The organism is Cellulosimicrobium sp. SL-1 (assembly GCF_011033075.1).
GTDB lineage: Bacteria > Actinomycetota > Actinomycetes > Actinomycetales > Cellulomonadaceae > Cellulosimicrobium > Cellulosimicrobium funkei.
Genome location: NZ_JAACJC010000003.1, coordinates 390321 through 416843, shown reverse-complemented (window position 1 = coordinate 416843; position 26523 = coordinate 390321). Strand labels below are relative to the sequence as shown.

Here is a 26523-nt window from a genome sequence, read left to right as displayed (position 1 = left end):
CTGGACGGCCCGACGGCGCCCGGCGCGCCCGGGGCCGACGACGCGCCGCCCGCGGCGACCGCGCCCGCGCCCGCGGCGACCGAGGAGCCTCCCGCCGACCCGGTGCCGACGCCCACGCCGGAGGACGTGCCGCCCGCCGAGGGCGCGGCGGACCCGGCCGGCCCGGCTGGCGCGACCGCGTCGGGCCCGACGCTCGGCACCGGAACGGCCGACGGCGCCGCGCCGGCCGCCGGGACCGCCTCGGCCGCCGGGGTGGCGGCGCCGGGCGGAGCCGGCCCCGGGGCGATCACGGCGGAGGGCGCGGCGGTCGTCGAGCTGACGAACGCGGAGCGGGCCGCCGCCGGGTGCGAGCCGCTCGCCGTCGACGACCGGCTCACCGCCGCGGCGCAGCTCCACAGCGAGGACATGGACGCGCAGGGGTACATGGACCACACGAGCCTCGACGGCCGCTCGCCGTGGGACCGGGCGCACGCGCAGGGCTACCCGAACCCGGGCGCCGAGAACGTGGCGAAGGGCTACCGGACCGCGCAGGACGTCGTGCGCGGGTGGATGGACTCGCCGGGCCACCGCGCGAACATCCTGAACTGCGGCCTGCGGGAGATCGGCGTCGGGCACGCGAACGGGGCCTGGACGCAGGTCTTCGGCTGGGGCTGATCCCCGGCCCCTCTCGGCGGCGGGCGCACCGCCCGTCCCGCGTCTCGCGGGAGCCGGGCCACGCGCGGTGAATATCGCAGGTCCGCTATCTTATCGCCGGAAAGTGGAACGCTACTGCTCGACGAGGAGCTCAGAATGGCCCCCACCGGACCCGCCGCACCGTCCCCGTCCACCACCGCCCCCGTCGCGGAGGGGCCGCGGCGCGCCGCGGCCCGGCGGCTCCGCGAGGGGCTCTGCGAGCGCCTCGCCGTCTGGTCCGTGCCGGCACTGCGGGTCGCCCTCGGCCTCGTCTTCCTCGGCTTCGGGGTGCTCAAGTTCTTCCCGGGCGCGAGCCCGGCGGAGCAGATCGTGCGCCGCACGGTCGAGGCGCTGACCTTCGGCCTCGTCGACGGCACCGCCGCCGTGGTCCTCACGGCGGTCGTCGAGACGGCGGTCGGGCTCGCGCTCCTCACCGGTCGTGCGCTGCGGGCCGGGCTCGTCGTGCTCGCCGTCACGCTGGCCGGCGTACTCTCCCCGGTCGCGCTCTTCCCGGGCGACCTGTTCGGCGACGGCATGACCCTCATGGGTCAGTACGTGCTCAAGGACGTCGTGCTCGTCGCCGCCGCCGGGGTGGTGGCGGCGGCGACGCTCGGGGCCCGGTTCACGCTCGCGGAGCCGGCGCGCGCTCCGGCGGCGTGATGCCGGGCCGGTCCGTCCGCGCCGGGCTCAGCGCGCCGGTGCAGAGACGGTCGCCCGGGCCTCGCGGTCGAGGAGGCTGCGCTTGACGTCCAGTCCGTAGCGGAAGCCGCCGAGGCTGCCGTCCGTGCGCAGGACGCGGTGGCAGGGCACGAACAGGGCCGCCGCGTTCATCGCGCAGGCGCCCGCGGCGGCGCGCACGGCGGCGGGCCGCCCCGACAGCTCGGCGTACCGGGTGTAGGTCACCGGGTCGCCGGGCTCGACCGTGCGCAGCACGTCCCACGCGTGCGCGCGGTAGGGGCCCGAGGCCTGCCGTACCGGGACCGCGTCGATCGCGTGCACGTCGCCCGCGTAGTAGGCCCGGACGGCGGCGACGGCGGTCGCGACGGCGGGGTCGCCGTCGGGCACGGGGGAGACCGTCGCCGGGCGCAGGCCGGGGTGCACGAGCGCGACGAGGTCCGCGGGCTCGTCCGTCCAGCCGGACGCGAGGACCGCGCCGGCGGCGTCGACGACGACCGTGAACGGGCCGTCGGGCGTGGTGAGCGTCGTGGTGGCGGCCGGGCTCGTGCCTGCCGTCGCGGTGGTGGGGGTCGGGGCGGGTGCGGTGGTCACGGGGTCTCCTTCGCAGGGGTCGGGGTGGGCGCGGAGGCGCGCCAGAGGTGCATCGCGGCGTACGAGCGCCACGGCGCCCAGAGCTCGGCGCGGGCGGCGAGCGCGCGGCGGTCGTCGGGCAGGCCGAGCGCGGCGGCGCCGACGCGGAGCGCGAGGTCGCCGTCGAGCAGGACGTCGGGGTCGTGCAGCACGCGCATCGCCACGTACCCGGAGGTCCACGGCCCGACGCCGGGCATCGCCTCGAGCGCCGCGCGCTGGGCCGCGGGGTCGTCGGCCGGGGAGAGGGCGAGCGACCCGTCGGCGAGGGCGTGCGCGACGCCGAGCACCGCGGCCGTGCGCCGGGCGGGACCGCGCAGGTGGTCCGCGCCCCCGGCGGCGAGCTGCGCGGGCGTCGGGAACAGGCGCGTCGGCCCGAACCGCGACGCGAAGGGCGTCCCGAGCGCGACGGCGAGCCGCGACAGGTGCGTCCGCGCGGCCGCGACCGAGATCTGCTGCCCGACGAGCGCGCGCACGAGGATCTCGGCGGGGTCCACCGCCCCCGGGACGCGGATACCCGGCACCGCGCGCACCGAGGCGGCGAGCGCGGGGTCCGCCGCGAGGGCCGCGTCCACGGCGGCCGGGTCGGCGTCGAGGTCGAACAGCCGCCGGACGCGCGCGATCGCGGCCGGGAGGTCGGCCACGGACGTCAGCTCGAGCTCCACGTGGAAGCGCGGTGCGCGCCGTCGGCTCCCGGGCGGCGGCCCGTAGGTGGCCCGGAACGCGCCCGGCCCGTGCGGCAGCGCGAGCGTCCGCGCGTAGGAGAGCAGCGGGCCGTCGAGGTCGACGATCTCGACGCCGTCGACGGCGCGCGCCGCGAGGAACGCGAACACGCCGCGCGCGTCGAACGGCTCGCGCAGGGGAAGGGTGAGGTCGAGCGCGGCGGTGGCGCCGCCGTCGTCCGCGGTGGACCCGGCGGGAGCTGCGGCGGGCGGGCGGCGCGGGTCGCCGGTCGACGGCGCCCGGTCGGGCCGGGCACGACGCCGCAGCTCTCCCGGCGTCGTGTCGAAGACCTCGGTGATCGTGTCGTTGAACTGCCGCACGCTCCCGAAGCCGGCGGCGAACGCGACGTCGGCGAGCCGCAGGTCGGTCCCGGTGAGCAGCGCCCGCGCCGTCTGGGCGCGCAGCGCGCGGGCGAGCGCGACCGGGCCGGCGCCGAGCTCCGCGACGAGCACGCGGTGCACGTGCCGGGCCGAGTACCCGAGGCGGGCGGCGAGGCCGTCGACGCCCTCGCGGTCCACGACGCCGTCCGCGACGAGCCGCATGGCCCGGGCCGAGAGGTCGTGCCCGAGGTCCCAGCTCGGCGTGCCCGGCACCGCCTCCGGGAGGCAGCGCTTGCACGCGCGGTAGCCGGCCTCGTGGGCGGCGGCCGAGGTGAGGTAGAAGGTGACGTTCTCGGGCTTCGGGGTCCGCGCCGGGCACGACGGCCGGCAGTAGATGCCGGTGCTGCTCACGGCGGTGATGAACTGCCCGTCGAAGCGGCGGTCGCGCGACGCGATGGCGCGGTAGCGCTCGGCGAACACGGGGTCCGTGGTCGCCGGGGGCGTCGCGAGGGTCGTCGTCATGACTCGATCCTCACTCGCCGGACCACGCCCTGGCTAGCGGGATTCGGACACGACGCTGTGGTCGTCGTCGGGCAGAGCGCGGCGGAGCAGGGGCTTGTTCACCCGCTCGGTGAAGAAGTCGATGAGCGGACCGGCGAAGAACGCGGTCATGACCGTCCCGACACCGACCGGCCCGCCCAGCGCGACGGCCAGACCGAGGAACCCGAGGTCCTGCGCGACTCGGACGACGCGGTACCGCGCGCGCGTGCGGTCGACGACGATCGGTGCGACAGCGTCGTACGGCGCGGTCCCCACGCCCGCCGTCATGTACGCGGACGCGCCCGCGGTGAACAGGACGATCCCCACGACGAACAGCCCGGTCTGGACGAGGTGGCTCGGAGGGTCCGGGACGAGCGGGGCGAGGAGCGCGGAGAACCACTGGACGAAGAATCCCGTCATGACCATGTTGATGATCGTCCCGACACCGATGTAGGTCCGCCCCCACACCACGACGGGGACGAGCAGCACCGCGTTGACCGCGAGCTGGTAGACGCCGAGGTCGATCCCGAGCAGCGTGCTCGCACCGATGTTCGCGGCGGTGAACGGATCCACGCCGACCTGTGCGGACAGCAGCACCGCCGACCCCAGGCCGAGCACCGCCACACCGACGAGCGCCCAGGCCGCGCGCAGCACGACGTGGGAAGGGCGGGGCCGAGGTGCGCGCGTGGTCACACGGCGACGCTAGGGGCGCGTCCCCGCGGGCGCGACCGCGGAGACCGGGGTGAGCAGACCGTCGCGGCTCAGACGCGCGCGTCGAGCCAGTCGAGGACCTCGCGCAGGTACGCCGACCGGGCGGGCTCGGGGGAGAGCGCCAGGTCGTGCGCGCCGCCCTCGACCGTGACGACGGTGACGTCGTCGCCCAGCCGCTCGGCGCGCGACGTGATGTGCCGGACGTCGAGCACGCTGTCCGTCGTGAGCAGGGCGTCGTGCCAGCCCGACGCCGGGCCGCTGCGCGCGGACGCGAGCACGAGCACCGGGCAGTCGACGTGCAGCCCGCGCGCGACGCGGGCGTGGCCCCGGCGCACCGCCCGCAGGAACCCGGCGCGCACCGGGAACCCCTCGATCGGCTTCCACGCGAGGTCGAAGTCCCACTCGCCGCCGGTGCTCGCGTGCAACGCCTTCGCCCAGTGCGGGTCGAGCGCGCCCACGACGAGCCGCGGCGCGACCCGCCCGACGACGTCGACCACCCACGTCACCGGGCCGCGGAACACCCACGGCTTGTTGAGGTCGAACCACGGGCTGTTGAGCACGAGCGCCGCGAGCCGGCCGGGCCGCGCGTCGGCCCACAGGCTCGCGAGGAGACCGCCGGTCGAGTGCCCGAGCACCACGAGCCGGTCGTGCCCCTCGGCGCGCACCGCGCGCGCCGCCGCGTCGAGGTCCTGCGCGTAGACGGCGAGGTCGGTGACGAAGTTCGGGTCGTCGTCGGGCCGCGACGGCGCGCCCGAGCCGCGGCCGATCGAGCGCCCGTAGCCGCGCAGGTCGACGGCGTAGAACCGGTACCCGCGCGCCTCGACCGCCTCCGCGACGTGCGTCTGGAAGAAGTAGTCGATGAACCCGTGCACGTACAGCACCGCGGGCCGGTCGCCCGCGGGCGCCGCGGCGTCGCGCCGCACCAGGGTCGCCACCGCGCCGTCCGGGAGGTCGAGGTCGCGCGCGACCCAGTCCCCGCCCAGCACGTCGGGCCGCCAGGTCCCGTCCGTCCGCGTCGCCTCGTCCACCGCCGCCTCCTCGCTGCCGCCGGCACCGCCGGCCCGACCCCTCTGCCGTGCCAGGGTCCCACGTCGTGCGCGCCCGCGGACGCCGACGGGCGGTAGCGTGACGCGGATGACGAGCGAGATCCTCGCCCGCGTCGACGACGGCGTCGGGCACCTCACCCTGGACCGGCCCCGCGCGCTCAACGCGCTCGGGTACTCGATGCTCGGCGAGATCGCCGACGTGCTGGACGAGTGGCGCGTCGACCCGACCGTGCGGCTCGTGCTGCTCGACGGCGCGGGCGACCGCGGCCTGTGCGCGGGCGGCGACATCCGCGAGCTGCACGCGTCGGTCGTCGCCGGGCGGCAGGCCGACGCGCGCCGGTACTTCCGGCGCGAGTACGCGGTCGACGCGGCGCTCGCGGAGCTGCCCGTGCCCGTCGTGACGATCATGGACGGCATCACCATGGGCGGCGGCGTCGGCCTCGCGGCCCACGCGCCGGTCCGCGTCGTCACCGAGCGCTCGCGCGTCGCGATGCCCGAGACGCGGATCGGCTTCACGCCCGACGTCGGCGGGTCGTGGCTCCTCGCCCGCGCGCCCGGGCGGCTGGGGGAGATGCTCGCGCTCGGCGCGGTGACGATGGACGCCGCCGACGCGATCCACGCCGGGTTCGCCGACCACTACGTGCCGAGCGAGCGGCTGCCCGTGCTCGGCGCGGACCTCGCCGCGCTCGCGAGCGCGGGCGTCGACCCGCTCGACGTCGAGGCCGTGCGCGACGTCGTGCGGCGGCACGCCCTCCCGGCGCCGGTGTCCGGGCTCGTCGCGCGCCGCGCCGCGATCGACGCCGCGTACGCGGCGGACACGGTGCCGGAGATCGTGGCGCGCCTGCGCGCGGCCGCCGCCGACGGCGACGAGCGCGCGGGTGCGGAGGCGGACGAGCTCGAACGGCTGTCGCCCACGGCGGTCACCGTCGCGCTCGCGGCCGTCCGCAGCGCGCGCGACCTGCCCGACCTCCGCGCGGCGCTCGCCCAGGAGTACGGGCTCGTCTGCTGGTTCGTCGACACGCAGCCCGACCTCGTCGAGGGGATCCGCGCGCAGGTGGTCGACAAGGACCGCGACCCGTCGTGGCGCCCAGCGACGCTCGCGGAGGTCGACCCCGCGCTCGGCGCCGAGGCGCTCGCCTACGTGCCCGCGGAGGCGCTGTGGGACGACGCCCTCGGCCCGCGGCTCGCGCGCCGCGCGGTCGAGGCCGTCGTGCGCCGCTTCAGCGAGGGGGATCCGACGCCCGACGAGCTTGCCGCGGCGCACGACGACCTCGTCGTCGAGCTCGTGGAGCGGCACGAGGACGGGAGCGTCGTCGTGCACCTCGCCGACACGTGCGGCGAGCACTTCCTCGACGGCTACTGGCCCGCGGTGCGGCTCGACGCCGTCGGCGACGTCGTCGAGGTCACCGTCGAGTCCTGAGCGGTCCCGGACGCACGACGGCCCGCCCCGGTCTCCCGGGGCGGGCCGTCGTGTCGTGCGGGGTGCGGACCGCTCAGTCGGTCGGCGGGCGCAGGCGCGTCGCGTCGTCGATCTCGTCGTCGGGACCGGCCTGCGCGCCCGGGCCGTCCTGGCCCGCGGGGCCCGGCTGCGGCGGGAGCGGCTGGGTCGGTGCCGGCGGCTGGTGCGGCGGGAGCGGCTGGGTCGCTCCCGGCGGGACGGGCGGCTGGGCGGGCAGCGGCGTCGTCGGGGACGACTGCGGGTGCGGCGCGCCGGGGGGCGCGAACGGCGCGGCGCCCGGGTAGCCGCCCTGCTGCGGCGGTGCCGGCGGCTGGCCGCCGTACGGGCCACCCTGCTGACCCGGGCCGGACGGCGTCCCGTAGCCCTGCGGCTGACCGGGCTGGCCCGGGTGCTGGCCCTGCTGGCCGGGGTACTGGCCCGGCTGACCCGGGTACTGACCCTGCTGGCCGGGGTGCTGGCCCGGCTGACCCGGGTACTGACCCTGCTGGCCGGGGTGCGCGCCGGGCTGGCCGAACTGGCCCGGGTACTGGCCCTGCCCGGGGTACTGGCCCTGCTGGCCCGGGTACGGCTGCTGGCCGGGGTACTGACCCTGCTGGCCGGGCTGGCCCGGGTACTGACCCGGCGCGCCGTAGACGCCCTGCTGGCCGGGCTGGCCGGGGTACCCGCCCTGCGGGAAGCCCGTGCCCTGGCCGTCCTGCGTGCCGGGCTTCGAGCGGAGCACGAGCCACAGCACGAGGCCGATGATGCCGAGCAGCACGAGGCCGCCGACCAGGAACCAGATCCACGCCGACGAGCCGGACCCGTCGGAGCTGTCGGTGTCGGGTGCGGTCGCGCCGTCGTCGGTGCCCTCGTCCGTGCCCTCGTCCGTCCCCGAGCCCGCGGAGCCGCCGGGCACGGCCGAGCCGCGCGCCGTCATCTCGTTGACCTCGCCGACCACCGGGGTCCACGTCACGGTGTTGCCGTCGACCTCGCCGTTGGACTCCGCCACCTCGCCGGGGAACGTGATGGCGATCTTGATGTCGAGGCCCTCCATCATCTGCCGCGACATCTCGTCGGTCGCCGCGTCGCCCGTGTCCGGGTTGAACTCCTCACCCGTCATGTCCATCGAGCCGCTCACGACGTACTCGTCGCCCTCGCGGGTGACGGAGATCGAGTCGGCGGCGCCGGTGTCGAGCTGCGCGATCGGCTGGTCGGCGTAGGTGATCTTGGTGCCGGTGTAGCCGTCCTGCGCGTACGGCTCCTGCGTCGCGCCCTCCGGCATCTCGGACTCCATCTCGGAGCCCATCTGGTCCCAGAGCTCCTGGGGGTCCGAGCCCATCGACTCGGCGACCTCGTCCGAGAACGCCATGACGACGCTGCCGTCGAACGTGTCGTCCTCGTTGAGGGTGATGGCCATGTCCATCCTCATGCACCCCGCGAGGAACAGTGCGAGGGTGGCGAAGAGGGCGCCGAGGCCGAGTCGTCTGCGCAAGGGTGAGGAGTTCACCCGCCCAGCATGTCTCGGATCGTCGCCCGGGGCGAGGGTCGATGCCGATTTGAGACGGAATGCGGCCGGACTTCATCCGCTCCGAGGGCGTGCGAGGACGGCGAGCGGTCGTCCGGGAGTGCCGAACGAAGTTGAGCGGAATACACTCAACTTAGGAGTCGTTCCACTGGTCAGACCAGATTTTCGAGGCATCACATCGGAGCACCTATGGAAACGAAGTTCACCACGATGTCGCAGCAGGCGATCGGCGAGGCGATCCAGACCGCGTCGGCCGCCGGCAACCCGCAGCTCGAGCCGACCCACCTCCTGGCCGCGCTGCTCACGCAGGAGGGCGGTGTCGCCGTCGGGCTCCTGGACGCCGTCGGCGCGGACAAGCAGGCCGTCGGGCAGAAGGTGCGCGCGGCGCTCGTCGCGCTGCCCACCGCGAGCGGCTCGGCCGTCGCGCAGCCGACGCCGTCGCGCGCCACGTCCGCGGCCCTCGACGCCGCCGCGAAGGAGGCCCAGGCGCTCGGCGACGAGTACGTCTCGACGGAGCACCTGCTCCTCGGCATCGCGGCCGGGTCGTCGCAGGCCGCGACGATCCTCCAGCAGGCCGGCGCGACCGCCGAGGCCTTGCGCTCCGCGCTGCCCGCCGTCCGCGGGAGCGCGCGCGTGACGAGCCCCAACCCGGAGGGCACCTACAAGGCGCTGGAGCAGTACGGGACCGACCTCACGGCGCGCGCCGCCGAGGGCAAGCTCGACCCCGTCATCGGTCGCGACTCCGAGATCCGGCGCGTCGTGCAGGTGCTCAGCCGCCGCACCAAGAACAACCCGGTGCTCATCGGCGAGCCGGGCGTCGGCAAGACCGCCGTCGTCGAGGGTCTCGCCCAGCGCATCGTCGCGGGCGACGTCCCGACCTCGCTCCAGGGCAAGCGCCTCGTGTCGCTCGACCTCGCGAGCATGGTCGCGGGCGCGAAGTACCGCGGCGAGTTCGAGGAGCGACTCAAGGCCGTCCTGGAGGAGATCAAGTCCTCCGACGGCGAGGTCGTCACGTTCATCGACGAGCTGCACACGGTCGTCGGGGCGGGCGCGGGCGGCGAGGGCGCCATGGACGCGGGCAACATGCTCAAGCCGATGCTCGCGCGCGGCGAGCTGCGCCTCGTCGGCGCGACCACGCTCGACGAGTACCGCGAGTACATCGAGAAGGACCCGGCGCTCGAGCGCCGGTTCCAGCAGGTGTTCGTCGGCGAGCCCTCGGTGGAGGACACGGTCGCGATCCTGCGCGGGCTCAAGGAGCGGTACGAGGCGCACCACAAGGTGACGATCGCCGACTCCGCGCTCGTCGCCGCGGCGTCGCTCTCCGACCGGTACATCACCGGGCGCCAGCTCCCGGACAAGGCGATCGACCTCGTCGACGAGGCGGCGTCGCGCCTGCGCATGGAGCTCGACTCCTCGCCCATCGAGATCGACGAGCTGCAGCGCGCCGTCACGCGGCTCGAGATGGAGGAGGTCGTGCTGTCCGAGTCGACGGACCCCGCGTCGCTCGAACGGCTCGAGAAGCTGCGCGCCGACCTCGCGGACCGTCGCGAGGAGCTCGCCGCGCTCACCGCGCGGTGGGAGGCCGAGAAGGCGGGTCACAACCGCGTCGGCGACCTGCGCGCGAAGCTCGACGAGCTGCGCGTCCAGGTCGAGCGCGCGATCCGCGAGGGCGACCTCGAGACCGCGGGCCGCCTGCAGTACGGCGAGATCCCGCAGGTGCAGCGCGAGCTCGACGAGGCCGAGGCGGCCGAGCAGGCCGACGACGCGTTCGCCGCGTCCGGCCCCGAGGCAGCTCCGATGATCGCGGACAAGGTCGGCGCCGACGAGATCGCGGAGGTCGTGTCCGCGTGGACGGGCATCCCCGCCGGCCGCATGCTCCAGGGCGAGAGCGAGAAGCTCCTGCACATGGAGGAGGCCATCGGGGAGCGCCTCATCGGCCAGCAGGCCGCCGTCCGCTCCGTGTCCGACGCCGTCCGCCGCTCGCGCGCGGGCGTCGCCGACCCGGACCGCCCCACGGGCTCGTTCCTCTTCCTCGGCCCCACGGGCGTCGGCAAGACGGAGCTCGCGAAGTCGCTCGCCGACTTCCTCTTCGACGACGAGCGCGCCATGGTGCGCATCGACATGTCCGAGTACTCCGAGAAGCACTCGGTCGCCCGGCTCGTCGGCGCGCCCCCCGGGTATGTCGGCTACGAGGAGGGCGGCCAGCTCACCGAGGCCGTCCGGCGTCGGCCGTACTCGGTCGTGCTGCTCGACGAGGTCGAGAAGGCGCACCCCGAGGTCTTCGACATCCTGCTGCAGGTGCTCGACGACGGCCGTCTCACCGACGGCCAGGGCCGCACGGTCGACTTCCGCAACGTCATCCTCGTGCTGACGTCGAACCTCGGCTCGCAGTTCCTCGTCGACCCGATGCTCGACGACGCGGAGAAGCGCGAGGCCGTCATGAGCACGGTGCGGGCGTCCTTCAAGCCCGAGTTCCTCAACCGGCTCGACGACGTCATCGTGTTCGAGCCGCTGACGATCGAGGAGCTCGGCCGGATCGTCGACATCCAGGTCGCCGCGCTCGGCCGGCGCCTCGCGGACCGGCGCATCACGCTCGACGTGACGACGGCCGCCCGCGAGTGGCTCGCGCTCGAGGGCTTCGACCCGGCGTACGGGGCGCGCCCGCTGCGCCGCCTCGTGCAGCGCGAGATCGGCGACCGCCTCGCGCGGATGCTGCTCTCGGGCGACGTCGCCGACGGCGACGTCGTGCGGGTCGACCGCGACCCCGAGGGCGACGGCCTCGCCCTCGGCACGGAGATCCTCACAGCCTGATATCCCGCTCGGCTGCCCCCCGCGCCACGTGCCGTCGTCGAACGGCTGGCACGTGGCCTGGGGCGGGGTCGTGCCCTGCCCGCCCTGCGGCAAGGGCGGCGCTCTCGAGTCTTGAGGAGCGGGTGCGGCCGGGTGCCCGGGACGACGTCCGTAGCCCCCCGGACCGGCGCCGGGAGGCATCCTGATCCTCGATTCGCGCGTTCACGCGGACCTTTGCGCACCCGGTCCGTCATCACGGTCACGATGCGTCACGTCCATGGCTTGCCAGAGGCGACCCCCGGGGAGTCGCGCCGTCCCAGGTAACGCTGCCCGTCCGCGTCCCCGGCGGATATTTGTTAGCACCTCAGATTTAGGTCTTGTGGCGCGCGCACTGGTGTGCAATCCTCGTGCCAGCCGCCCAGGGGGGGGCGGCAAGACAGGGGAAATCGCGATGACGCGAAGATTGGTCTCAGCCATTGCGGCGTCAGCCCTCGTGATCGGTGCGGTCGTGGCAGTGCCTGTCACAGCTGCGGCGACACCCGGGATCAACGGCTGCCACTTCCAGATCTACGACTGGGCGACATACACCGAGACCTTTCGTGGAAACTGTGGACTGACGCGTGCGCGGTTCGACTATCGCACCACCAACGGTGGGGTGTTCCAGGACATCGCCTACTGGCACACATGGTCCGAGACGAGCCGTTACCCGTCGTCCTGGAGAGTCGCGAACTACGGTCAGGTGTGGGACCGCAATCAAACCAGCGGGTGGAAGGTGCCGTGATCGTATGACGGTGCCGGGACGATGGTTGTCGACCGTCGTCGCTGCGGTTGCTCTCCTGTCCGGCTGTTCCCAGAACGCCGGGCAGGAGGGCCCGTACGCAGCAGAGTTCGATGCTGCATACGAGGCATCGACGTCCGATTTCGAACGGGGCGTGCTGCGCGACGGAACCATCTCGGACGCGGAGATGGTCGAGGCTCGGAGCCGACTCGTCGCGTGCTTGGAAGACCGTGGCGTCCCGGTGGAAGCTCTTGGTGACCGGTATCGGCTCGGACCGTTCGAGGACGAAGCGGAGTCCCGAGGCGCGGACTCGATCCTCGCAGAGTGCGAGACCGGGACGACAGCGCTCATCGAGCCTCTCTACGCGGCTGTCCTCGGGAATCCTCAGGACGAGGACGTGAACACCGCCGTCGCAGAGTGCATGGTCCGGCACGGTGCGCGAGGGGCCGACTATTCCGCCGACGACGTCGTCCGCGAGATCGGTGAGAGGGCTTTCGACGGGCTCGAGCCGGATGCATGGGAAGTGCGATGCATGAGGAATCCGGACTCGTGAGAAGCGACGCCGGCCGTGCCACGGTATCGCTGCTCGTCGCCTGTGCCGTCGCGTTCGCGGGGGCGTGCACGGCCCGTCCGACGGTCCCTCCGCTGACTCTCGAGGAGAGCCGTGAGCTCGCGGACGCAGCAGATGTTCGGACAGTCGTGCTGCCCGAGGGTTTTGCGTCTGACGGGGTGGTCCGAGATCGGGCGATCGACGAGTCACTCAACGATGTCCCGATCGGTTTCTCTCGCGAGTGGGGGCAGGCCCTGGGGAGGCCCGTGTTCGTCGTCTACGAGTTTGTCGGATCGTGCGGGGGCGAGCCGGAGCGCGGATGGACGTACGTCTTCGACGCCGACTCGGAACCGGAGTGCATCATCGAGCCGACGTCCGATGAAGCGCTCGAGAGGGTCGTGGATCTTGCCGATCGTTCAGTCGGCTCGCGTGGTCCCGTCGTCGTGGTGATGGACCGCGACCGCTCGCTGGTCGTCGATCTCGCGAAGGACTGATCCAGGCAGGAACCTCTCGGAGTGCCTGGGTTCGAAGAAATGCAGGGGTGATGACGGTGAGCAAGAGTGACGGGCCCGGGGTCACGGTGGCCACGATCATGCTGGGCGTGGTGACGCTTCTTGCGGGTGGCGTGGCCGCAGGTGTGGTTCTGGCGCCGGATCGTGTGCCGCAGAGCGTACGGTCGCCGGAGGCGGTGGCTACGGCGCCGGTCTCGTCGCAGGCATTCGACGACATGCGGCGGGTGAAGGTGACGCCGCAGGTCGCGCAGGATACGCCGCTGTCGTTGGCGGGCTCGGGTCGGGTGACGGCGTCGTCGTGCGTGCCGGGTGGGGTGATCGAGTCGGGATCGAGCCCCGTGACGATCGACGACCGGCCGGTTCTGGCGCTGGCGACGTCGATCCCGCTGTGGCGTGACCTCGCCCCGGGCGCGGAGGGTGACGACGTGCGTGCGCTCCAGGCCGAGCTCGCGCGGATCGGGTTCCCTGTTCGTGCGGACGGGGAGTATGGGGACGCGACGAAGACGGCGGTGGCGCGTCTGTTCGAGGAAGCGGGGGCTGCAGAGCCGTCGGATGACCTTCCGGCGGCGTCCGTGCTGTGGTTGCCGGCGCCGTCGGTGGCGGTGGCGGAGTGCGGGGCGCCGTTGGGCACGGTCGCGGGCGACGAGTCGTTCATGACCGTTGCAGGCGGGCTGTCGTCGTTGCAGCTCGCTGACTCGGTCAGGGACGGCGCCCCGGGTGCGCGGGTGGTGCGGTACGGAGAGCTGACCGCGCCGGTGGGCGAGGGCGGCGTGGTGACGGACCCGACGTTCCTGGAGGAGGTGCAACGAGGCCCGGAGCTCGAGGCGTGGCAGCGTTCGGAGGGCTCGGAGCCGGTGACGCTGGAGTACGTGCTGGCCGAGCCGCTGGACGTGGCGGTGGTGCCCCCGGGCGCGTTGTTCGCGCTTTCGGGCAGTTCGGGGTGTGTCGTGGGAGACGGTAGCCCCCGGCCGGTGACGGTGGTGTCGTCGTCCTTGGGGCAGACGTTGGTGACGTTCGACGGCGCTGCGCCGTCCGTCGTCGACCTCACGCCGCAACAGGGGCAGTCATCGTGCGCATGAGGCCGCGCAGAGCGGGCCGAGGGAGCCCAGACGCAGGAGCGCCGAAAGCCAAGTACGTGCGCACGTCCGGTTTGTCTCACGCGTTCGACGGGACGCGCACCCTGTTTACAGGCTTGGACATGGTGCTGCGACCAGGTGAGGTCGTGGGACTGGTCGGCCCGTCGGGCTCGGGCAAGTCCACGCTGCTCAGCCTGCTCGCAGGCTGGGTGACGCCTCGGGCGGGCACGATCGAGCGGGTCGGGGTCGATCACACGGGCTGGGTGTTCCAGAATCCGCACGGGGTGGCAGGGCGGGCGGCCCTGGACCACGTGGTGCTGCCGTTGCTGGCACGGGGGGCCCGACGCCGCGACGCGGAGACCCAGGCGCTGGAGGTCCTGGACCGGTTCGCGCTCGCGCCGGTCGCGGGCCGGCCCTTCCGCGCGCTGTCCGGCGGAGAGGCGCAGCGGCTCATGCTCGCGCGTGCGGTCGCGATCGCTCCGGACCTGCTGCTCGTGGACGAACCGACCGCGCAGCTCGATCTCGCGACCGCCGGGACCGTGAACGATGTCCTCGAGGGGATCGCGCAGCAGTCCTCGATCGTCGTCGTCGCGACGCACGACCCGAACACGCGCGACGCGTGCACGCGCATCGTCGATCTCGCGGACCACCAGGAGGAGACGTCCCGCCTCGCGGCGCAGCGGGACGGAGGGGCGGGATGACCACCACCCCGCCCGCAGCGACGGCTCCGCCCACGAACGTGCCTGCCTCCACGCCCGCTGGGATACCCGACCAGACCCCGCCGCGCGGTCGTCGGTCGATGCGGGCTGCGTCGACGATGTCCGAAGCGTGGCGCAACGTCCTGACCGGCACCACACGCGCGGCGCCGTACGCCGTCGTACTGCTGCTCGCCGTCGGCGTGCTCGCCGCGGTGGATGCGCGTGCGGTGGTCGACGTAGTGCGCGGCGCGCAGGACTTCCGCGACGCCGGCGCGAGCGTGCAGGTGCTCGAGTCGCCCGAACACGTGGACGCGGCGCGATGCGAGGCGCTGACCCAGATCACCGGGGTGCGCGCCGCCGGAGCGCTGCGTGCGGGCGAGCCGGTTCGTGCTCTCAACCTCCCGGGGTCAGAACTCTCCACCTACGAGATCACTCCCGGCCTGGCGCGCGTGCTCGATCCGTCGGCCACGACCGCCTCCGGCGTGTGGCTGGCGAGCGATCTCGCAGAGGCGCTCGGCATCCGCGCTGGCGACCAGATCGCGACCAGTACGGGGACGGCCGTCGTCGCGGGCGTTTACCCCTACCCCGACGACGGCCGGGTCCGCACGCTCGGCTACACCTTGCTCGCCCCGGTACCGGCCACCGGGTCCTTCGACGCGTGCTGGGCCGAGATCTGGCCCGCCGATGCGACCACGGCCGCCTACCTACGCACCGCTCTCGTGCCCGACCCGTCCGGTGAGACCAGGCCCACCCAGAGCCAGCTCAACGCTCGCCTCGGCACCAGCTATGATGCGCCGGCCCTGCTCGCCGAGCGCCTGACCCGGCATGCCCCGGTCGCCGCGCTCGCCGTCGGGATCGCCTTGGGCTACACCGCGATCCGCTCCCGTCGCCTCGAGCTCGCCGCCGCCCTGCACGCCCGCGTCCCGCGACCTGCACTCGCCTGGCAGGCCCTGCTCGAGACGCTCGCGTGGACACTCGCCGCCACCACCGTCGCCGCCACCGCACTGTGGTGGGTCGCCGCCTGGGAGAACCCTGACCTCGGCATCGAGACCTGGGCCACGGGCGCGCGGTCCCTGGCCGCCGGCGCGGTCGGCACCTTCCTCGGCGCCCAGACCGCCGTCCTCACCACGCGAGAGAAGCACCTCTTCCGCTATTTCAAGGAGCGATAGGCCGCAGCCCGTCCCACCACCCGGCTCCCGTTCGTCAACGAGCAGTCTCGGCCGGAGCCCGGGCGGACAGCGCGCCGCCAGGACATACTCGGTCCGTGCCGACCGACGAGACGACCTCTTCCGCGACCACCTCCGCGCAGCGGCGGCCCGACGACGTCCCGCGCCGCTCCGCGGTCATCGTCAACCCGAACCGCGTCGAGGGGCTCGACGCGCTGCGCGAGCTCATCGTCGCGCGCCTCACGGACGCCGGGTGGCCCGAGCCCGCGTGGCTCGAGACGACGGCCGAGGACCCGGGGACGGGACAGGCGCGCCAGGCCGTCGAGGACGGCGCCGAGGTGGTCTTCGTGAGCGGCGGCGACGGCACGGTCCGCGCCGTCGTCGAGGGGCTCGCGGGCACCGACGCCGCGCTGGCGATTTTGCCGGGCGGCACGGGGAACCTGCTCGCCGCCAACCTCGGGGTCCCGTCGGACGCCGAGGAGGGGATCCGGCTCGTGCTGCGGGGCGGCCGGCGCACGATCGACGTCGGGGTGGCCGACGGGCAGACGTTCGCGATCATGGCGGGCATGGGCCTCGACGCCGCGATGATGCAGGACGCGCCGACGGCGCTCAAGGCCCGCGCGGGCTCGATCGCGTACGTCTTCTCCGCGCTCAAGCACCTCGCCGACGACGAGATGCACGTCGAGGTCACCGTCGACGGGCGGACGCGTCGGCGCCGGGCACGCACCGTGGTCATCGGGAACGTCGGGCGGCTCCAGGCCGGGACGAACCTCCTCCCGGACGCGGAACCCGACAACGGCCAGCTCGAGGTCGCGATCTTCGCGCCCCGGAACCTCAAGCACTGGGTCCAGCTCCTGTGGGGCGTGGTGCGCGGCAAGAGCCGGGTGCCGAGCCGCGAGGTCGTGCGGGGGCGTGAGGTGTCGGTCGTGTCCGACCGGCCGCAGCCCCGCCAGCTCGACGGCGACGTCATCGATCCGGACGAGCGCCTCGACGTCAGCGTGCGGCCGGACGCCCTGCACGTGTGCGTCTACCACCCCGAGGAGTCCGAGGACCTCACGCGCGGCGCTCCCGGCAACCGCTGAGCCTGTTCTGACCGGTGCGCCGACCTCGTGCGAGGGCGAGCGCGCGGGAGCACCGTAGGGCCATGAGCCCACGACCGCCCGAGCGTCCCGGCGCGCAGGAGTGGCTGCCCCGCGGCCGCGCCGTGCACGACGTCGAGGCGCTCGACAGGGCGGCGCACGACTGCCACGGGTGCGAGCTCTGGGCGGACGCGACGCAGGTCGTGTTCTCGCGCGGGCCGCACGACGCGCGGCTCGCCCTCGTCGGCGAGCAGCCCGGCGACCACGAGGACCGCGAGGGCGAGCCGTTCGTGGGCCCGGCCGGGCGCCTCCTCGACGACGCCCTCGACGCGGCCGGGCTCGCGGCCGACGACGTGTACCTGACGAACGCGGTCAAGCACTTCCGGTTCGAGCAGCGGGGCGGGCGCCGCCTGCACAAGAGCCCGGACGTCGCCCACGTCCGTGCGTGCCTGCCGTGGCTCACCGCCGAGGTCGCCGCCGTGGGGCCGCGCGTCGTCGTCGCGATGGGCGCGACCGCGGGGCGCGCCGTCCTGGGGCGGCCCGTGCGCGTGACCGCCGAGCGGGGACGGGTCCTCGACCTCGGCGACGCGGAGCCGGCGTCGCCGTTCTCCCCGGGCGCACCCGGCGGCGGTGGGCGCTCCGAGCCGCCCGACGGCGCCCGCCCGCCTCGGCCGACGGACGCGCCGCGCGTCGTCCTCACCACCCACCCGTCCGCGCTGCTGCGCGTACGCGACCGCGCCGAGCGCGAGGCGGCGTTCGCCGCGCTCGTCGACGACCTCCGCCTCGCGGCCGACGCGGCCGACGCGGCGGGCACGCGGTGAGCGCCTACCCGGCCCCGCCCGGTGCGGGGCCGGGCACGCCGCCGCCCGGTGCGTCGCCGCACCCGACACCGCGGGTGGTGGTGAACGCCCAGCGCTGGGAGGCCCTGACGTTCCTGCACTGGCCCGTCGACCCGGCCGTCGTGCAGGGCTGGCTCCCGCCCGACCTCACCGTGCAGCAGGCGGGTGGGACGAAGTGGCTCGGGGTGGTCCCGTTCCGCATGGCGGGCGTCCGGGTCCCGCCGCTGCCGCCGCTGGGCGCGTGGTCGGCGTTCCCCGAGCTCAACGTCCGCGTGTACGTGCGCGACCGTGCGGGCGCCGAGGGCGTGTGGTTCCTCGGCCTGTGGGCGACGTCGCGCGCGTTCGTCGCCGCGACGCGCGCGGCCGGCGTCCCGTACCACCCGGCCCGCGCGGCGGTGCACGCGCGCGGCGACCGGGCCGGGGCACCGTCCGCGGTGCGCTACCGGTTCTGGTCCGACGGCCGCGGGCCCCTGCGCGTGCCGCACGAGCGCCCGGGGCTGCGCGATCTCTCCCTGCACGCCGAGGTGCGCGCGCACGAGGAGGTGGACGCGTCGTCGGGCCTCGTGCGGTGGCTCACGGCACGGTGGTCCGCGTACGGCGCGCGGGCCGGGCGGCTGTGGCGGTTCCCCGTCGTGCACGAGCCGTGGACCCTGCGACGCGGAACCCTCGACGTCCTCGACACCGACCTGCTCGACCGCCTCGGGCTGCCCCCCGCGGACCCGCCGCTCGTGCACGTCGCCGCGCCGGTGCACGCCCGGTTCGCGGTCCCGCGGCCGGTGGGCTGAGGTCAGGCGGCCGGGTCGACGATCCCGTGCCGGAACGCCCAGACGACGAGCTGCACGCGGTCGCGCGCGCCCGTCTTCGTCATGGCCCGGCTCAGGTGCGACTTCACGGTGCTCGGCTCGAGGAACAGCGCCGTCGCGATCTCCGCGTTCGACGACCCCCGGCACAGCAGCGTCACGATGTCGAGCTCGCGCGGCGTGAGGAGCGCGGCCGCGTCGTCGTCCCGCGACACCGGGGCACGACGCCGCGCGAACTCGCCGAGCACGCGGCGGGTGAGCGACTGGTCCACGAGGCCGTCGCCCGACGCGACGCGGCGGACGGCGTCCACGAGCACCTCCGGCTCGGCGTCCTTGAGCAGGAACCCGCTCGCCCCGGCCTCCAGCGCCCCGAACACGTAGTCGTCGAGGTCGAACGTGCTCACCACGAGCACCGGCACCGGGTCCGCGACGTCGGGCCCGGCGAGCGCGCGCGTCGCCGTGATGCCGTCGCCGCCGGGCATGCGCACGTCCATGCACACGACGTCGGGTCGCTCGCGGCGCGCGACCCGCACGGCGTCCGCGCCGTTCGACGCCTCGCCCACGACCTCCAGGCCCTCGCTCTCGAGGATGACGGTGAACCCGGCGCGGACGACCGCCTGGTCGTCCACCAGCACGACGCGTGTCACGAGGCCTCCTGGGCGGGGGTGCGGGGGTCGCGCGCGGGGGCGCGGGGGACGGTCAGCCGGACGAGCCACGCGCCGTCGGGCGTGCGCCGCGCGTCGAGCGTGCCGCCGAGCACGGCCGCGCGCTCGCGCATCCCGACGAGGCCGTGGCCCGGTCGCGCGTCCTGCGGGGGAGCGACGCGACCGGCGGGGTTGCGCACGGTGACGACGACGGCCGCCGGGCTCCACGCGAGCCGCACCGCGACCGGTCGCCCGGGTGCGTGCCGCCGCGCGTTGGCGAGCGCCTCCTGCAGCACGCGGTAGACGGCGATCTGCGCGGTGGGCGCGGGCTCCCAGGGCTCGCCCTCGGTCTCGACGGTGACCGTCGTGCCCGCCGCGCGCGCCGTCTCGAGGAGCGCGGGGAGGTCGGCGAGCGTCGGCTGCGGGGCCTCGCGCTCGTCGCCCTCGTCGTCGCGCCCGCGCAGGATGCCGACCACGAGGCGCAGGTCGTCGAGGGTCTCGCGGCCCTGCGACCGGATCCAGCGCACCGACTCCTTGGCGCGCTCCGGGTCGGCGTCGACGAGCCGTTCCGCCGCGGACGCCTGCACGACGATGCCCGAGAGGTGGTGGGCCGCGACGTCGTGCAGCTCGCGCGCCATGCGGGCACGCTCCTCGAGCACCGCCTGCGCGGCGAGCGCCTCGCGCTCGCGCTCGGCGCGCACCACGCGGTCGCGCAGCTCGGCGACGAGCTCGCGCCGCGTCGCGACGTACGAGCCGACGAGCGCCGCGCCCACGAACGTGAGGACTGCCGAGAGCAGCGCGCCCCCCACCTGGAGCGCGTGCTGCGCGGGCCCGGCCCCGGCGGGGACACCGAACCCGCCGAGCGCGAAGACGAGCAGGACCTGCGCGAGCGCCGCGAGCGCCGGCGCCCCGAGGCGCGCGCGGCGGGGCGCGTAGGCCCCGGCGGAGTAGGCGGCGACGAGCGTCGCCGGGGCCTGGAACCCGACGTACGGCGGCAGGAGGGCGGTGATCGCCACCTGCGCGACGACGGTCAGCGTGAGGCAGACCAGCGGCGCCCGACGGCGGAGCACGAGCGCCGCGGCCTGGCCGACGACGAGCGCGAGCACGGTCGCGCGCACGCCCGGACTGATCAGGCTCTCCCCCGGCGCGCCGAACGTGGCCCCGACCTCCGTCGCGAGGACGCGCTCGATGCCGAGGAACAGCACGACGGTCGCGAGGGCGACCACACCGGCCAGCACGGCGTCGCGGCCGGTGTCGGTGCGGACGCCGACCCGGTCGAGCGCGCGGCGCAGGGTCTCGGTCACGGTCCTCCTCCAACGGGCGACGGGTGCGGGGACGGGGTGCGCCGTCGGGCCCGCCCACCCTACGGGGCGGGCGGGCCGACGGCGCCGTGCGGCTCCCGGCCTGTGGACGACCGGATCGTCGCGTCGGGAGCCGAACCGGCTGTGGTCAGACGAGGTCGCGTCGGCGCAGGCTCACGGCGCCCCCGCCGAGCAGGACCGCGGCCCAGGCCGCGAGCCCGGCGAGGGCGGCGAGCGCGCCGAGCGGGGCCGCGCCGCCGAGGAGCGTCGCGGCGGACCCGCCGGTCGACGCGAGCGCGCCCAGCCCGAGCGGGAGCCACTCGGCCGCGGCCGAGTCGCCGCCGGACAGAAGCGTCACCGCGCCGCGGACGATCGGCTCGGCGAGCGCGAGCGCGGCGACCGTGACGACGCCCGCGACCTGGCCGCGCACGAGGGTGCCGATGCCGAGCCCGAGCCACGCGAGCAGGACGAGCACCGCGAGCCCGCGGGCCCAGACGCCGAGGACGTCGCCCGGGCCGAGCGCGAGGCCCGCGCCCGGCGTCGTGACGATCGCGACGAGCAGGCCCAGGGCGCCCAGGAGGGCGAGGACGACGCCCACGCCGAGCGCGACGGTCGCGGTCGCGCCCGCCTTCGCGCCGAGGATGCGCAGCCGCGACGGCTGGACGAGCGCCGTGGGCACGATGCCGCCCGTGCGGAAGTCGGTCGTCACGGCGAGCACGCCGAGCAGGAGCATGCACACGGTCGCGACGCCGACGGAGCCGGAGCCGCCGAGGCCGGTGCCGAGCAGGTCGAGCATCGAGCGCTGGAACGCGGGCTGCGAGACGTCGGCGAGCGCGCCGAGGTCCGGCGCGAGCTCGGCCACCATCTCGGGCGGGGCCTGGAGCCCGACGGTCGTGCCGCCGCCGACCGCATCGGCGCTGCGCAGGATCGTGGGGAGGAGCAGGGTGAAGGCCTGGACGACGAGCATCCCGGCGACGGCGACGGCCGCGACGACCCACGTCGCGCGGGTCGTGCGGAGCTTGAGCATCTCGGCGCGGTACATCAGCGCACCCCTTCGGTCGTGGCGGTCAGGTCGAGGTAGAAGTCCTCGAGGGACTCCCCGTGCAGCAGCTCGTCGAGCGGCCCCTCCGCGACGACGCGTCCCTGCCCGACGACGACGAGGTCGTCCGCGACCTGCCGCACCTCGGACAGCACGTGGCTCGCGAGGAGCACGGTGCCGCCGTCGTCGGCGAACGCGCGGACGAGGTCGCGCAGCCAGCGCATCCCGGCGGGGTCGAGACCGTTGGCGGGCTCGTCGAGGACGAGGACCTCCGGGTCGCCGAGCAGCGCGGCCGCGATCCCGACGCGCTGCCGCATCCCCAGCGAGTACGTCCGGACACGGCGGTCTGCGGCGGGGGTCATGCCGACGAGCGCGAGCACCTCGTCGACGCGACGCGCCGGGATCCGGCCGGCGGACGCGAGCACGCGCAGGTGGTCGCGGCCCGTGCGTCCCGGGTGCAGGCCGCCCGCGTCGAGCAGCGCGCCGACGGTGCGGGCCGGGTGCGCCAGGTCCGCGAACGTGCGGCCGTCGAACGTCGCGGTGCCCGCGGTCGGGGCCGCGAGCCCGAGCAGGACGTGGAGCGTGGTCGTCTTGCCGGCGCCGTTCGGGCCGAGCAGCCCGACGACGCGGCCCGGCGCGGCGGTGAACGTCACGTCGTGCACGGCGTCGAACGCCCCGTACGCCTTGCGCAGCCCGGAGACGTGGATGGTGGTCATGCCGGTCCCTCCCTCGTGCGTCCCGCACGGGCCTCCCGTGCGGTGCCCCACCAGGCTGTCGCGCGGGCCCCCGCCGGGTCTTGCGGCGCAGGGCGGAACCTGCGTTGCGACCTCCGTCGGAGGCGTGGCGCCGCACCGCTGGACCGGGGGAGCCCTGGTGGGCATCGCCGCAGGTGAGGGCGTCGGGCGTGACACACGAGCCGGGATGGGGCAGGGTGGACGTCCACCCGATCGCCCTGGTGGGCAGCGTGTCGCGCCGTCCGCCCCCACGACAGCCCCGGAAGGAGGCGACGTGCGCCGACGCCACGACCGGTCCGGACCCGCCGAGCGGGACCGCACCGCCCCCCTCCAGCGGCCCGCGCGCCGCACCGCCACGCCGTGGGTCACGGTTGCCGCCGGCGCCGGGGCGGTGACGCTCGTCGTCGCCGTCGCGGGCATGGTCGGTGCCGCGACGGGCGGTGGCGAGGCGGTCGTCGTCGGCGGGGTCTCCGCCGAGGGCGGCGCGAACGGCGAGGACGCGGTCCCCGCGGTCACGCCGCGCCCCGACACCCCCCGCCCCGAGGTGACCCGCATCCCTCCGCCCGACGCGGCGGACGGCACGTCCGACGACGCGCGCCCGGCCCCGTCCCCGCGCCCGTCCGCGAGCGGCCCGGGAGAGCAGGCCGCGCCCGGCGCGCCCTCGCCCACCACCGAGCCCGCGCCCGCTCCCACCGCGTCCGAGCCGAACCCGGGACCGACCGCGCCCACCCCCACGCCCTCCCCGACGACCGACCCCGGCACGGCGTCCGTCTCGTGGGTCCAGGAGCGGCTCCGCGTGCACGGTGCCGACGTCGCCGTCACGGGGACGATGGACGACGCCACGCGCACCGCGCTGCGGTCGTTCCAGAAGGCGCACGGCCTCACGCCCGACGGCACCGTCACCGCGGCGACCGCCGAAGCCCTGCGGGCCGCGCCGCCCGACGTCGAGGACCCCACCGGACCTGGCCCGACGCCCCCGGCCGAGCCTGCGCCGACGCCCTCCGCCGACCGGCCGTCGGTCGCGGTGCCCGGGCCGTCGTCGAGCGCCGACGAGCCCGCCCCGACGCTCGCCCCCGCACCCTGAACCTCCTCCGCCCGGGCGCGGGCACCCCGCCGGGCCGCACCGCGGTCGGTAGGGTGTGCCCTCGTCGGACGACGGACGGAGCAGTGCCATGACGAGCGCGGCCATCGGCGCCGGGCAGGACCCCACGGGCTCCCGCCGCGCCGCGGCGCCCGACCCCGCCCGCGGGTACGCGAAGGGACGCGCCAAGCGTGAGGAGATCCTCCAGGCGGCCGTCGTGCTCTTCGGCGAGGTCGGCTTCCACGCCGCGTCGCTGCGCGAGCTCGCGTCCCGCGTCGGCATGTCCCACCCCGGGCTGCTCCACCACTTCCCGACGAAGGCGGCGCTCCTCGAGGCGGTGCTCGACCACCGGGAGACCGTCGACCGCGCCGACCTCGAGGAGGACCTCGCGCGCGGGACCGACTTCTTCGACGCGCTCGTGCGGCTCGTCGAGCGCAACGCCCTGCGCAGGCCCATCGTCGAGCTGTTCACGGCGCTCGCGGCCGAGGCGACGTCGCCCGACCACCCGGCGCACGCGTACTTCGTCGAGCGCTACGAGTCCACCGTCGCGCGCATCGGCGAGCAGCTGTCCCGGCGCGCCCGGTCGGGCGGCCTGCGCGACGGCGTCGAGCCGGAGGTCGCGGCCCGCCAGCTCGTCGCGCTCATGGACGGTCTGCAGGTCCAGTGGCTGCTGTCCCTCGACCGCCCGCGGCCCGAGCGCGTCGACATGGCCGCGGACCTGCGCGCGTACCTGCGCCTCGTGCTGTCCGACGCCGAACGCTGACGGCGCGGTCCGCCCGGGACGTCAACCGATCAGGTCCGCCGGGAGCGGGGCCTCGCTGCTCGCCAGGCACAGCCCGGTGCGGTCGCCGCCGCGCCACGACGCCTCGGTCGGTGCCCACACCACGAGCCGCACGTCCTCCGGGGCATCCGGACCGAGGGTCTCGGGCGTGCACACGCGCGCCACGCGGCGGTCCACGGCGTCCTGGCCGGGCCAGACCTCGTCCGCGCCCAGGTCGGTGCGCCCGACGACCTGCGCACGGTGCTCGTCGGCGCACGGGACGGCGCGCACGCGCGACACCTCGCCGTCGGGCGGGAGCTCGTCGAGGCACGTCCCCAGCACGAGCTGCACCGCGCTCACCGTGCGGGGCGCGTCCACGTCGCCCGCGAGCGGCGTGCGCGCCTGCTCGCCCTGCCACCAGGCGATCCCGCCCACCACCCATCCGAGCGTCGCGACGGCGCCGAGCACCATCCCGGTCACGGCCAGGCCGCGTCCGCGGGTGCCGCGGGAGCGGACGCGCGACAGGGCCGCGGCGCCGAGGCCGACCCCGACCGGCCCGAGCACCACGCCCGCCGGCACGCTCGCGACGGCGAGCGGCTCGACGCCGGGCGCCGCGGGCTGCCACCCGGGCGCGTAGTACGTCTCCGGGGCGAAGCCGGGCCGGTCGCCGGGCCCGAGCGGCGGCACGGGTGCCGCCGCACCGGAGGGGCCGTGCGGCGTCGGGCCGGGCCGGGGCGCGCCGGCGTCCGCGGCGCGAGGCTCCGCGGCCCCGGGCGCTCCCGAGGGGGGCGGGACGGGCGGGCGTCCCGAGGGCCCGGACGCGGCGTCGCCGGGCGGGGCGAAGAGGTCGTCGTCGCTCACGGTGCCGAGTCCCCGAGCGTGCCGGCGAGGACCACGAGCATCGCGAACGCCGTGCCGACCGCGCCGACGACGATCCCGGTCACCGCGAAACCGCGCCCGCGCGTGCCGTCGCGCATGACCTGGTTGAGCGCCACGATGCCCAGCACGAGGCCGACGAGGCCGGGGAAGCCCGCGCAGAGCACGAGGCTCGCGATCGACACGATCATGGACGCGAGCGCGAGCCCGTTGGTCCGCGGCGGGGGCGCGTAGGGCGCGCCGTACGGCGGCGGGTAGCCCCCGTAGCCCGGCGTCGGGTACGCCGCGGGCCCGGGCGGCGCCGCGTACCCGGGCGTCCCGCCGTACGACGGCGTCGCCCCGGGGGCGTAGGGGGAGCCGGGGCCGTAGGGGGACCCGGCGGGCGCGGCCGGCGCGCCGTACGGGGCGCCGGCGCCCGACGTGCTCCCGTACCCGCTCCCGCCGCCCGGCGTGCTCCCGTACCCGCCCCCGGCGCCCGACGGCGCGACGAACCCGCCGTCGTCCGGCGCGGCGGGGGCGTCCTCGGTGGGCGGGTGGTACGGCGTGAGCGGCGGCTGGTGCGGACGCCGCGGGGCGTACGGGTCGGCGGGCTCGTCGGGGGACCCGTACGGAGGGACGGGTGGCGTCGTCATGGACACACCGTAGCGAGGGGACGCGCCCTGCCCGACCCGGACCCGCGGCGCCGACCCGCGGCCCGAGCCCGACGGCGGACGCCCCGGAGGTCAGCCCGCCAGGTCGACGACGACCGGCACGTGGTCCGACGCGCCCTTGCCCTTGCGCTCGTCGCGGTCGATCGTCACGCCCGTGACGCGCGCGCGGGCGGCTGGCGACAGGTACGCGAAGTCGATGCGCATGCCCTCGTTCCGCGGGAACCGCAGCCGCTGGTAGTCCCAGTAGGTGTAGGTGCGCTCGGCGGGGATCGCCTCGCGCGTGACCTCGGTGTACCCGGCGGCGCCGAACGCGGCGAAGGCGTCCCGCTCGGCGGGGGTGACGTGCGTCTTCCCGGCGAAGTACGCGACGTCCCACACGTCGGTGTCGAGCGGCGCGACGTTCCAGTCCCCGACGAGCGCGACCTGCGCCGCCGGGTCGGCGGCGAGCCAGCCCGCGGCCTGCGCGCGCAGCTCGTCGAGCCAGCGCAGCTTGTAGGCGTAGTGCGGGTCGCCGACCTCGCGCCCGTGCGGCACGTAGAGGCTCCACACGCGCACGCTCCCGCACGTCGCGCCGAGCGCGCGCGCCTCGACCTTGTCGCCGAACGCGGGCTGCCCGGGGAACGACGTCTCGACGTCGTCGAGGCCCACGCGCGAGACGACGGCGACGCCGTTCCACTGGTTCACGCCGACGTGCGCGACCTCGTACCCGGCCGCCTCGAACGGCGCGACGGGGAACTGCGCGTCCGTGCACTTGGTCTCCTGGAGCGCGAGGACGTCGGTCCCCGTCCGCTCGAGGAACGCGACCGCGCGGTCGACGCGGGCACGGACGGAGTTGATGTTCCAGGTCGCGAGGCGCACGGGCCCCACCGT

The 26523-nt window shown here is 75.6% G+C and carries 27 protein-coding genes; 15 read left to right on the top strand and 12 right to left on the bottom strand.

The features are described from left to right. Both GWJ10_RS06695 and GWJ10_RS06690 read left to right on the top strand, forming a co-directional pair. Positions 1-654, top strand: a 654-nt coding sequence (locus GWJ10_RS06695) for a CAP domain-containing protein (protein WP_163186285.1), incomplete at its 5' end; no start/stop codon positions are given. 135 nt (positions 655-789) lie between these two features. Further along, positions 790-1332 carry a DoxX family protein gene (locus tag GWJ10_RS06690; protein ID WP_163186283.1) on the top strand — a complete coding sequence of 181 codons (543 nt, stop codon included), beginning with the start codon at positions 790-792 and terminating at the stop codon, positions 1330-1332. Between the two features lie 27 nt (positions 1333-1359). On the opposite strand, the gene GWJ10_RS06685 is transcribed toward GWJ10_RS06690, so the two are convergent. The 4 genes from GWJ10_RS06685 to GWJ10_RS06670 form a co-directional block, all read right to left on the bottom strand. Continuing rightward, positions 1360-1941 carry a methylated-DNA--[protein]-cysteine S-methyltransferase gene (locus GWJ10_RS06685; RefSeq protein ID WP_163186281.1) on the bottom strand — a complete coding sequence of 194 codons (582 nt, stop codon included), beginning with the start codon at positions 1939-1941 and terminating at the stop codon, positions 1360-1362. Then, positions 1938-3542 carry an AlkA N-terminal domain-containing protein gene (locus GWJ10_RS06680; protein WP_163186278.1) on the bottom strand — a complete coding sequence of 535 codons (1605 nt, stop codon included), beginning with the start codon at positions 3540-3542 and terminating at the stop codon, positions 1938-1940. The genes GWJ10_RS06685 and GWJ10_RS06680 overlap by 4 nt, the downstream gene beginning before the upstream one ends. Before the next feature lie 33 nt (positions 3543-3575). Then, on the bottom strand, positions 3576-4253 hold the full coding sequence (locus GWJ10_RS06675; RefSeq protein ID WP_206158354.1) for a hypothetical protein: 678 nt from the start codon (positions 4251-4253) through the stop codon (positions 3576-3578). A gap of 68 nt (positions 4254-4321) precedes the next feature. Further along, on the bottom strand, positions 4322-5299 hold the full coding sequence (locus GWJ10_RS06670) for an alpha/beta hydrolase (RefSeq protein WP_163186275.1): 978 nt from the start codon (positions 5297-5299) through the stop codon (positions 4322-4324). Between the two features lie 106 nt (positions 5300-5405). Between GWJ10_RS06670 and GWJ10_RS06665 the strand changes: the two genes are divergently transcribed. Beyond that, the gene (locus GWJ10_RS06665; protein ID WP_168944758.1) at positions 5406-6737 is read left to right on the top strand and encodes an enoyl-CoA hydratase/isomerase family protein; all 1332 of its coding nucleotides are present in this window, start codon (positions 5406-5408) and stop codon (positions 6735-6737) included. A gap of 73 nt (positions 6738-6810) precedes the next feature. Here the strand turns inward: GWJ10_RS06665 and GWJ10_RS06660 are convergent, their stop codons facing one another. Then, positions 6811-8172, bottom strand: a complete 1362-nt coding sequence (locus GWJ10_RS06660; RefSeq protein WP_163185630.1) for a DUF4175 domain-containing protein — start codon at positions 8170-8172, stop codon at positions 6811-6813. A 297-nt stretch (positions 8173-8469) separates the two neighbouring features. Here GWJ10_RS06660 and clpB point away from each other — a divergent pair, with 297 nt between their 5' ends. The 10 genes from clpB to GWJ10_RS06610 all read left to right on the top strand — a co-directional run bounded on the left by clpB (position 8470) and on the right by GWJ10_RS06610 (position 18553). Continuing rightward, positions 8470-11091 carry an ATP-dependent chaperone ClpB gene (clpB, locus tag GWJ10_RS06655; protein WP_076403673.1) on the top strand — a complete coding sequence of 874 codons (2622 nt, stop codon included), beginning with the start codon at positions 8470-8472 and terminating at the stop codon, positions 11089-11091. A 430-nt stretch (positions 11092-11521) separates the two neighbouring features. Further along, positions 11522-11851 (top strand): hypothetical protein, encoded by a 330-nt coding sequence (locus GWJ10_RS06650; protein WP_163186273.1) that lies wholly within the window; start codon positions 11522-11524, stop codon positions 11849-11851. A 25-nt stretch (positions 11852-11876) separates the two neighbouring features. After that, positions 11877-12401 carry a hypothetical protein gene (locus tag GWJ10_RS06645; protein ID WP_143311009.1) on the top strand — a complete coding sequence of 175 codons (525 nt, stop codon included), beginning with the start codon at positions 11877-11879 and terminating at the stop codon, positions 12399-12401. Continuing rightward, positions 12398-12892, top strand: coding sequence for a hypothetical protein (locus tag GWJ10_RS06640; RefSeq protein ID WP_163186270.1), 495 nt, complete (start codon positions 12398-12400; stop codon positions 12890-12892). Before GWJ10_RS06645 ends, GWJ10_RS06640 begins: the two co-directional genes overlap by 4 nt. A gap of 50 nt (positions 12893-12942) precedes the next feature. Next, complete coding sequence (locus GWJ10_RS06635; protein WP_143311008.1) at positions 12943-13989, top strand: peptidoglycan-binding protein; 1047 nt, start codon at positions 12943-12945, stop codon at positions 13987-13989. Positions 13990-14108: 119 nt separating this feature from the next. Beyond that, complete coding sequence (locus GWJ10_RS06630) at positions 14109-14687, top strand: ATP-binding cassette domain-containing protein (protein WP_240696634.1); 579 nt, start codon at positions 14109-14111, stop codon at positions 14685-14687. Continuing rightward, positions 14684-15853, top strand: a complete 1170-nt coding sequence (locus GWJ10_RS06625; protein WP_163186268.1) for a hypothetical protein — start codon at positions 14684-14686, stop codon at positions 15851-15853. The genes GWJ10_RS06630 and GWJ10_RS06625 overlap by 4 nt, the downstream gene beginning before the upstream one ends. Positions 15854-15948: 95 nt before the next feature. Then, complete coding sequence (locus tag GWJ10_RS06620; protein WP_083711277.1) at positions 15949-16932, top strand: diacylglycerol kinase family protein; 984 nt, start codon at positions 15949-15951, stop codon at positions 16930-16932. 62 nt (positions 16933-16994) lie between these two features. Further along, entirely contained in the window at positions 16995-17750 is a 756-nt protein-coding gene (locus tag GWJ10_RS06615; RefSeq protein WP_076403663.1) for a UdgX family uracil-DNA binding protein, read from the top strand. A 77-nt stretch (positions 17751-17827) separates the two neighbouring features. Then, a complete protein-coding gene (locus GWJ10_RS06610) occupies positions 17828-18553 on the top strand; it encodes a DUF2071 domain-containing protein (protein WP_163186265.1) in 726 nt (241 codons plus the stop codon). Positions 18554-18555: 2 nt separating this feature from the next. Here GWJ10_RS06610 and GWJ10_RS06605 read toward each other — a convergent pair whose 3' ends face one another. From GWJ10_RS06605 to GWJ10_RS06590, 4 genes are all read right to left on the bottom strand, one after another. Next, positions 18556-19215 (bottom strand): response regulator transcription factor, encoded by a 660-nt coding sequence (locus GWJ10_RS06605; RefSeq protein WP_076403661.1) that lies wholly within the window; start codon positions 19213-19215, stop codon positions 18556-18558. Further along, positions 19212-20516, bottom strand: coding sequence for a sensor histidine kinase (locus GWJ10_RS06600; RefSeq protein ID WP_076403658.1), 1305 nt, complete (start codon positions 20514-20516; stop codon positions 19212-19214). Before GWJ10_RS06600 ends, GWJ10_RS06605 begins: the two co-directional genes overlap by 4 nt. A 145-nt stretch (positions 20517-20661) precedes the next feature. Beyond that, positions 20662-21555, bottom strand: a complete 894-nt coding sequence (locus GWJ10_RS06595) for a hypothetical protein (RefSeq protein ID WP_163186263.1) — start codon at positions 21553-21555, stop codon at positions 20662-20664. Beyond that, positions 21555-22268, bottom strand: coding sequence for an ATP-binding cassette domain-containing protein (locus GWJ10_RS06590; RefSeq protein ID WP_061267152.1), 714 nt, complete (start codon positions 22266-22268; stop codon positions 21555-21557). Before GWJ10_RS06590 ends, GWJ10_RS06595 begins: the two co-directional genes overlap by 1 nt. Before the next feature lie 292 nt (positions 22269-22560). On the opposite strand from GWJ10_RS06590, the gene GWJ10_RS06585 reads away from it, so the two are divergent. Continuing rightward, positions 22561-23370 carry a peptidoglycan-binding domain-containing protein gene (locus tag GWJ10_RS06585; protein ID WP_163186260.1) on the top strand — a complete coding sequence of 270 codons (810 nt, stop codon included), beginning with the start codon at positions 22561-22563 and terminating at the stop codon, positions 23368-23370. An 88-nt stretch (positions 23371-23458) separates the two neighbouring features. Beyond that, on the top strand, positions 23459-24130 hold the full coding sequence (locus GWJ10_RS06580) for a TetR/AcrR family transcriptional regulator (RefSeq protein WP_082774317.1): 672 nt from the start codon (positions 23459-23461) through the stop codon (positions 24128-24130). Positions 24131-24151: 21 nt separating this feature from the next. Here GWJ10_RS06580 and GWJ10_RS19990 read toward each other — a convergent pair whose 3' ends face one another. From GWJ10_RS19990 to GWJ10_RS06565, 3 genes are all read right to left on the bottom strand, one after another. After that, positions 24152-24988 (bottom strand): DUF4190 domain-containing protein, encoded by an 837-nt coding sequence (locus tag GWJ10_RS19990; protein WP_277394941.1) that lies wholly within the window; start codon positions 24986-24988, stop codon positions 24152-24154. Then, complete coding sequence (locus tag GWJ10_RS06570; protein ID WP_061267150.1) at positions 24985-25635, bottom strand: DUF4190 domain-containing protein; 651 nt, start codon at positions 25633-25635, stop codon at positions 24985-24987. The genes GWJ10_RS19990 and GWJ10_RS06570 overlap by 4 nt, the downstream gene beginning before the upstream one ends. Before the next feature lie 90 nt (positions 25636-25725). After that, on the bottom strand, positions 25726-26511 hold the full coding sequence (locus GWJ10_RS06565; RefSeq protein ID WP_076403651.1) for an exodeoxyribonuclease III: 786 nt from the start codon (positions 26509-26511) through the stop codon (positions 25726-25728). Between the last annotated feature and the right edge of the window lie 12 nt (positions 26512-26523).

What these genes read in the sequence shown, in the direction of transcription:
- GWJ10_RS06650 (WP_163186273.1), top strand. Translation starts at nt 11,522, where the DNA reads ATGACGCGAAGATTGGTCTCAGCCATTGCGGCGTCAGCCCTCGTGATC.
- GWJ10_RS06580 (WP_082774317.1), top strand. Translation starts at nt 23,459, where the DNA reads ATGACGAGCGCGGCCATCGGCGCCGGGCAGGACCCCACGGGCTCCCGC.
- GWJ10_RS06665 (WP_168944758.1), top strand. Translation starts at nt 5,406, where the DNA reads ATGACGAGCGAGATCCTCGCCCGCGTCGACGACGGCGTCGGGCACCTC.
- GWJ10_RS06625 (WP_163186268.1), top strand. Translation starts at nt 14,684, where the DNA reads ATGACCACCACCCCGCCCGCAGCGACGGCTCCGCCCACGAACGTGCCT.
- GWJ10_RS06615 (WP_076403663.1), top strand. Translation starts at nt 16,995, where the DNA reads ATGAGCCCACGACCGCCCGAGCGTCCCGGCGCGCAGGAGTGGCTGCCC.
- GWJ10_RS06595 (WP_163186263.1), bottom strand. Translation starts at nt 21,555, where the DNA reads ATGTACCGCGCCGAGATGCTCAAGCTCCGCACGACCCGCGCGACGTGG.
- GWJ10_RS06630 (WP_240696634.1), top strand. Translation starts at nt 14,109, where the DNA reads ATGGTGCTGCGACCAGGTGAGGTCGTGGGACTGGTCGGCCCGTCGGGC.
- clpB (WP_076403673.1), top strand. Translation starts at nt 8,470, where the DNA reads ATGGAAACGAAGTTCACCACGATGTCGCAGCAGGCGATCGGCGAGGCG.
- GWJ10_RS06590 (WP_061267152.1), bottom strand. Translation starts at nt 22,268, where the DNA reads ATGACCACCATCCACGTCTCCGGGCTGCGCAAGGCGTACGGGGCGTTC.
- GWJ10_RS06660 (WP_163185630.1), bottom strand. Translation starts at nt 8,172, where the DNA reads ATGGCCATCACCCTCAACGAGGACGACACGTTCGACGGCAGCGTCGTC.
- GWJ10_RS06570 (WP_061267150.1), bottom strand. Translation starts at nt 25,635, where the DNA reads ATGACGACGCCACCCGTCCCTCCGTACGGGTCCCCCGACGAGCCCGCC.
- GWJ10_RS06680 (WP_163186278.1), bottom strand. Translation starts at nt 3,542, where the DNA reads ATGACGACGACCCTCGCGACGCCCCCGGCGACCACGGACCCCGTGTTC.
- GWJ10_RS06635 (WP_143311008.1), top strand. Translation starts at nt 12,943, where the DNA reads ATGACGGTGAGCAAGAGTGACGGGCCCGGGGTCACGGTGGCCACGATC.
- GWJ10_RS06690 (WP_163186283.1), top strand. Translation starts at nt 790, where the DNA reads ATGGCCCCCACCGGACCCGCCGCACCGTCCCCGTCCACCACCGCCCCC.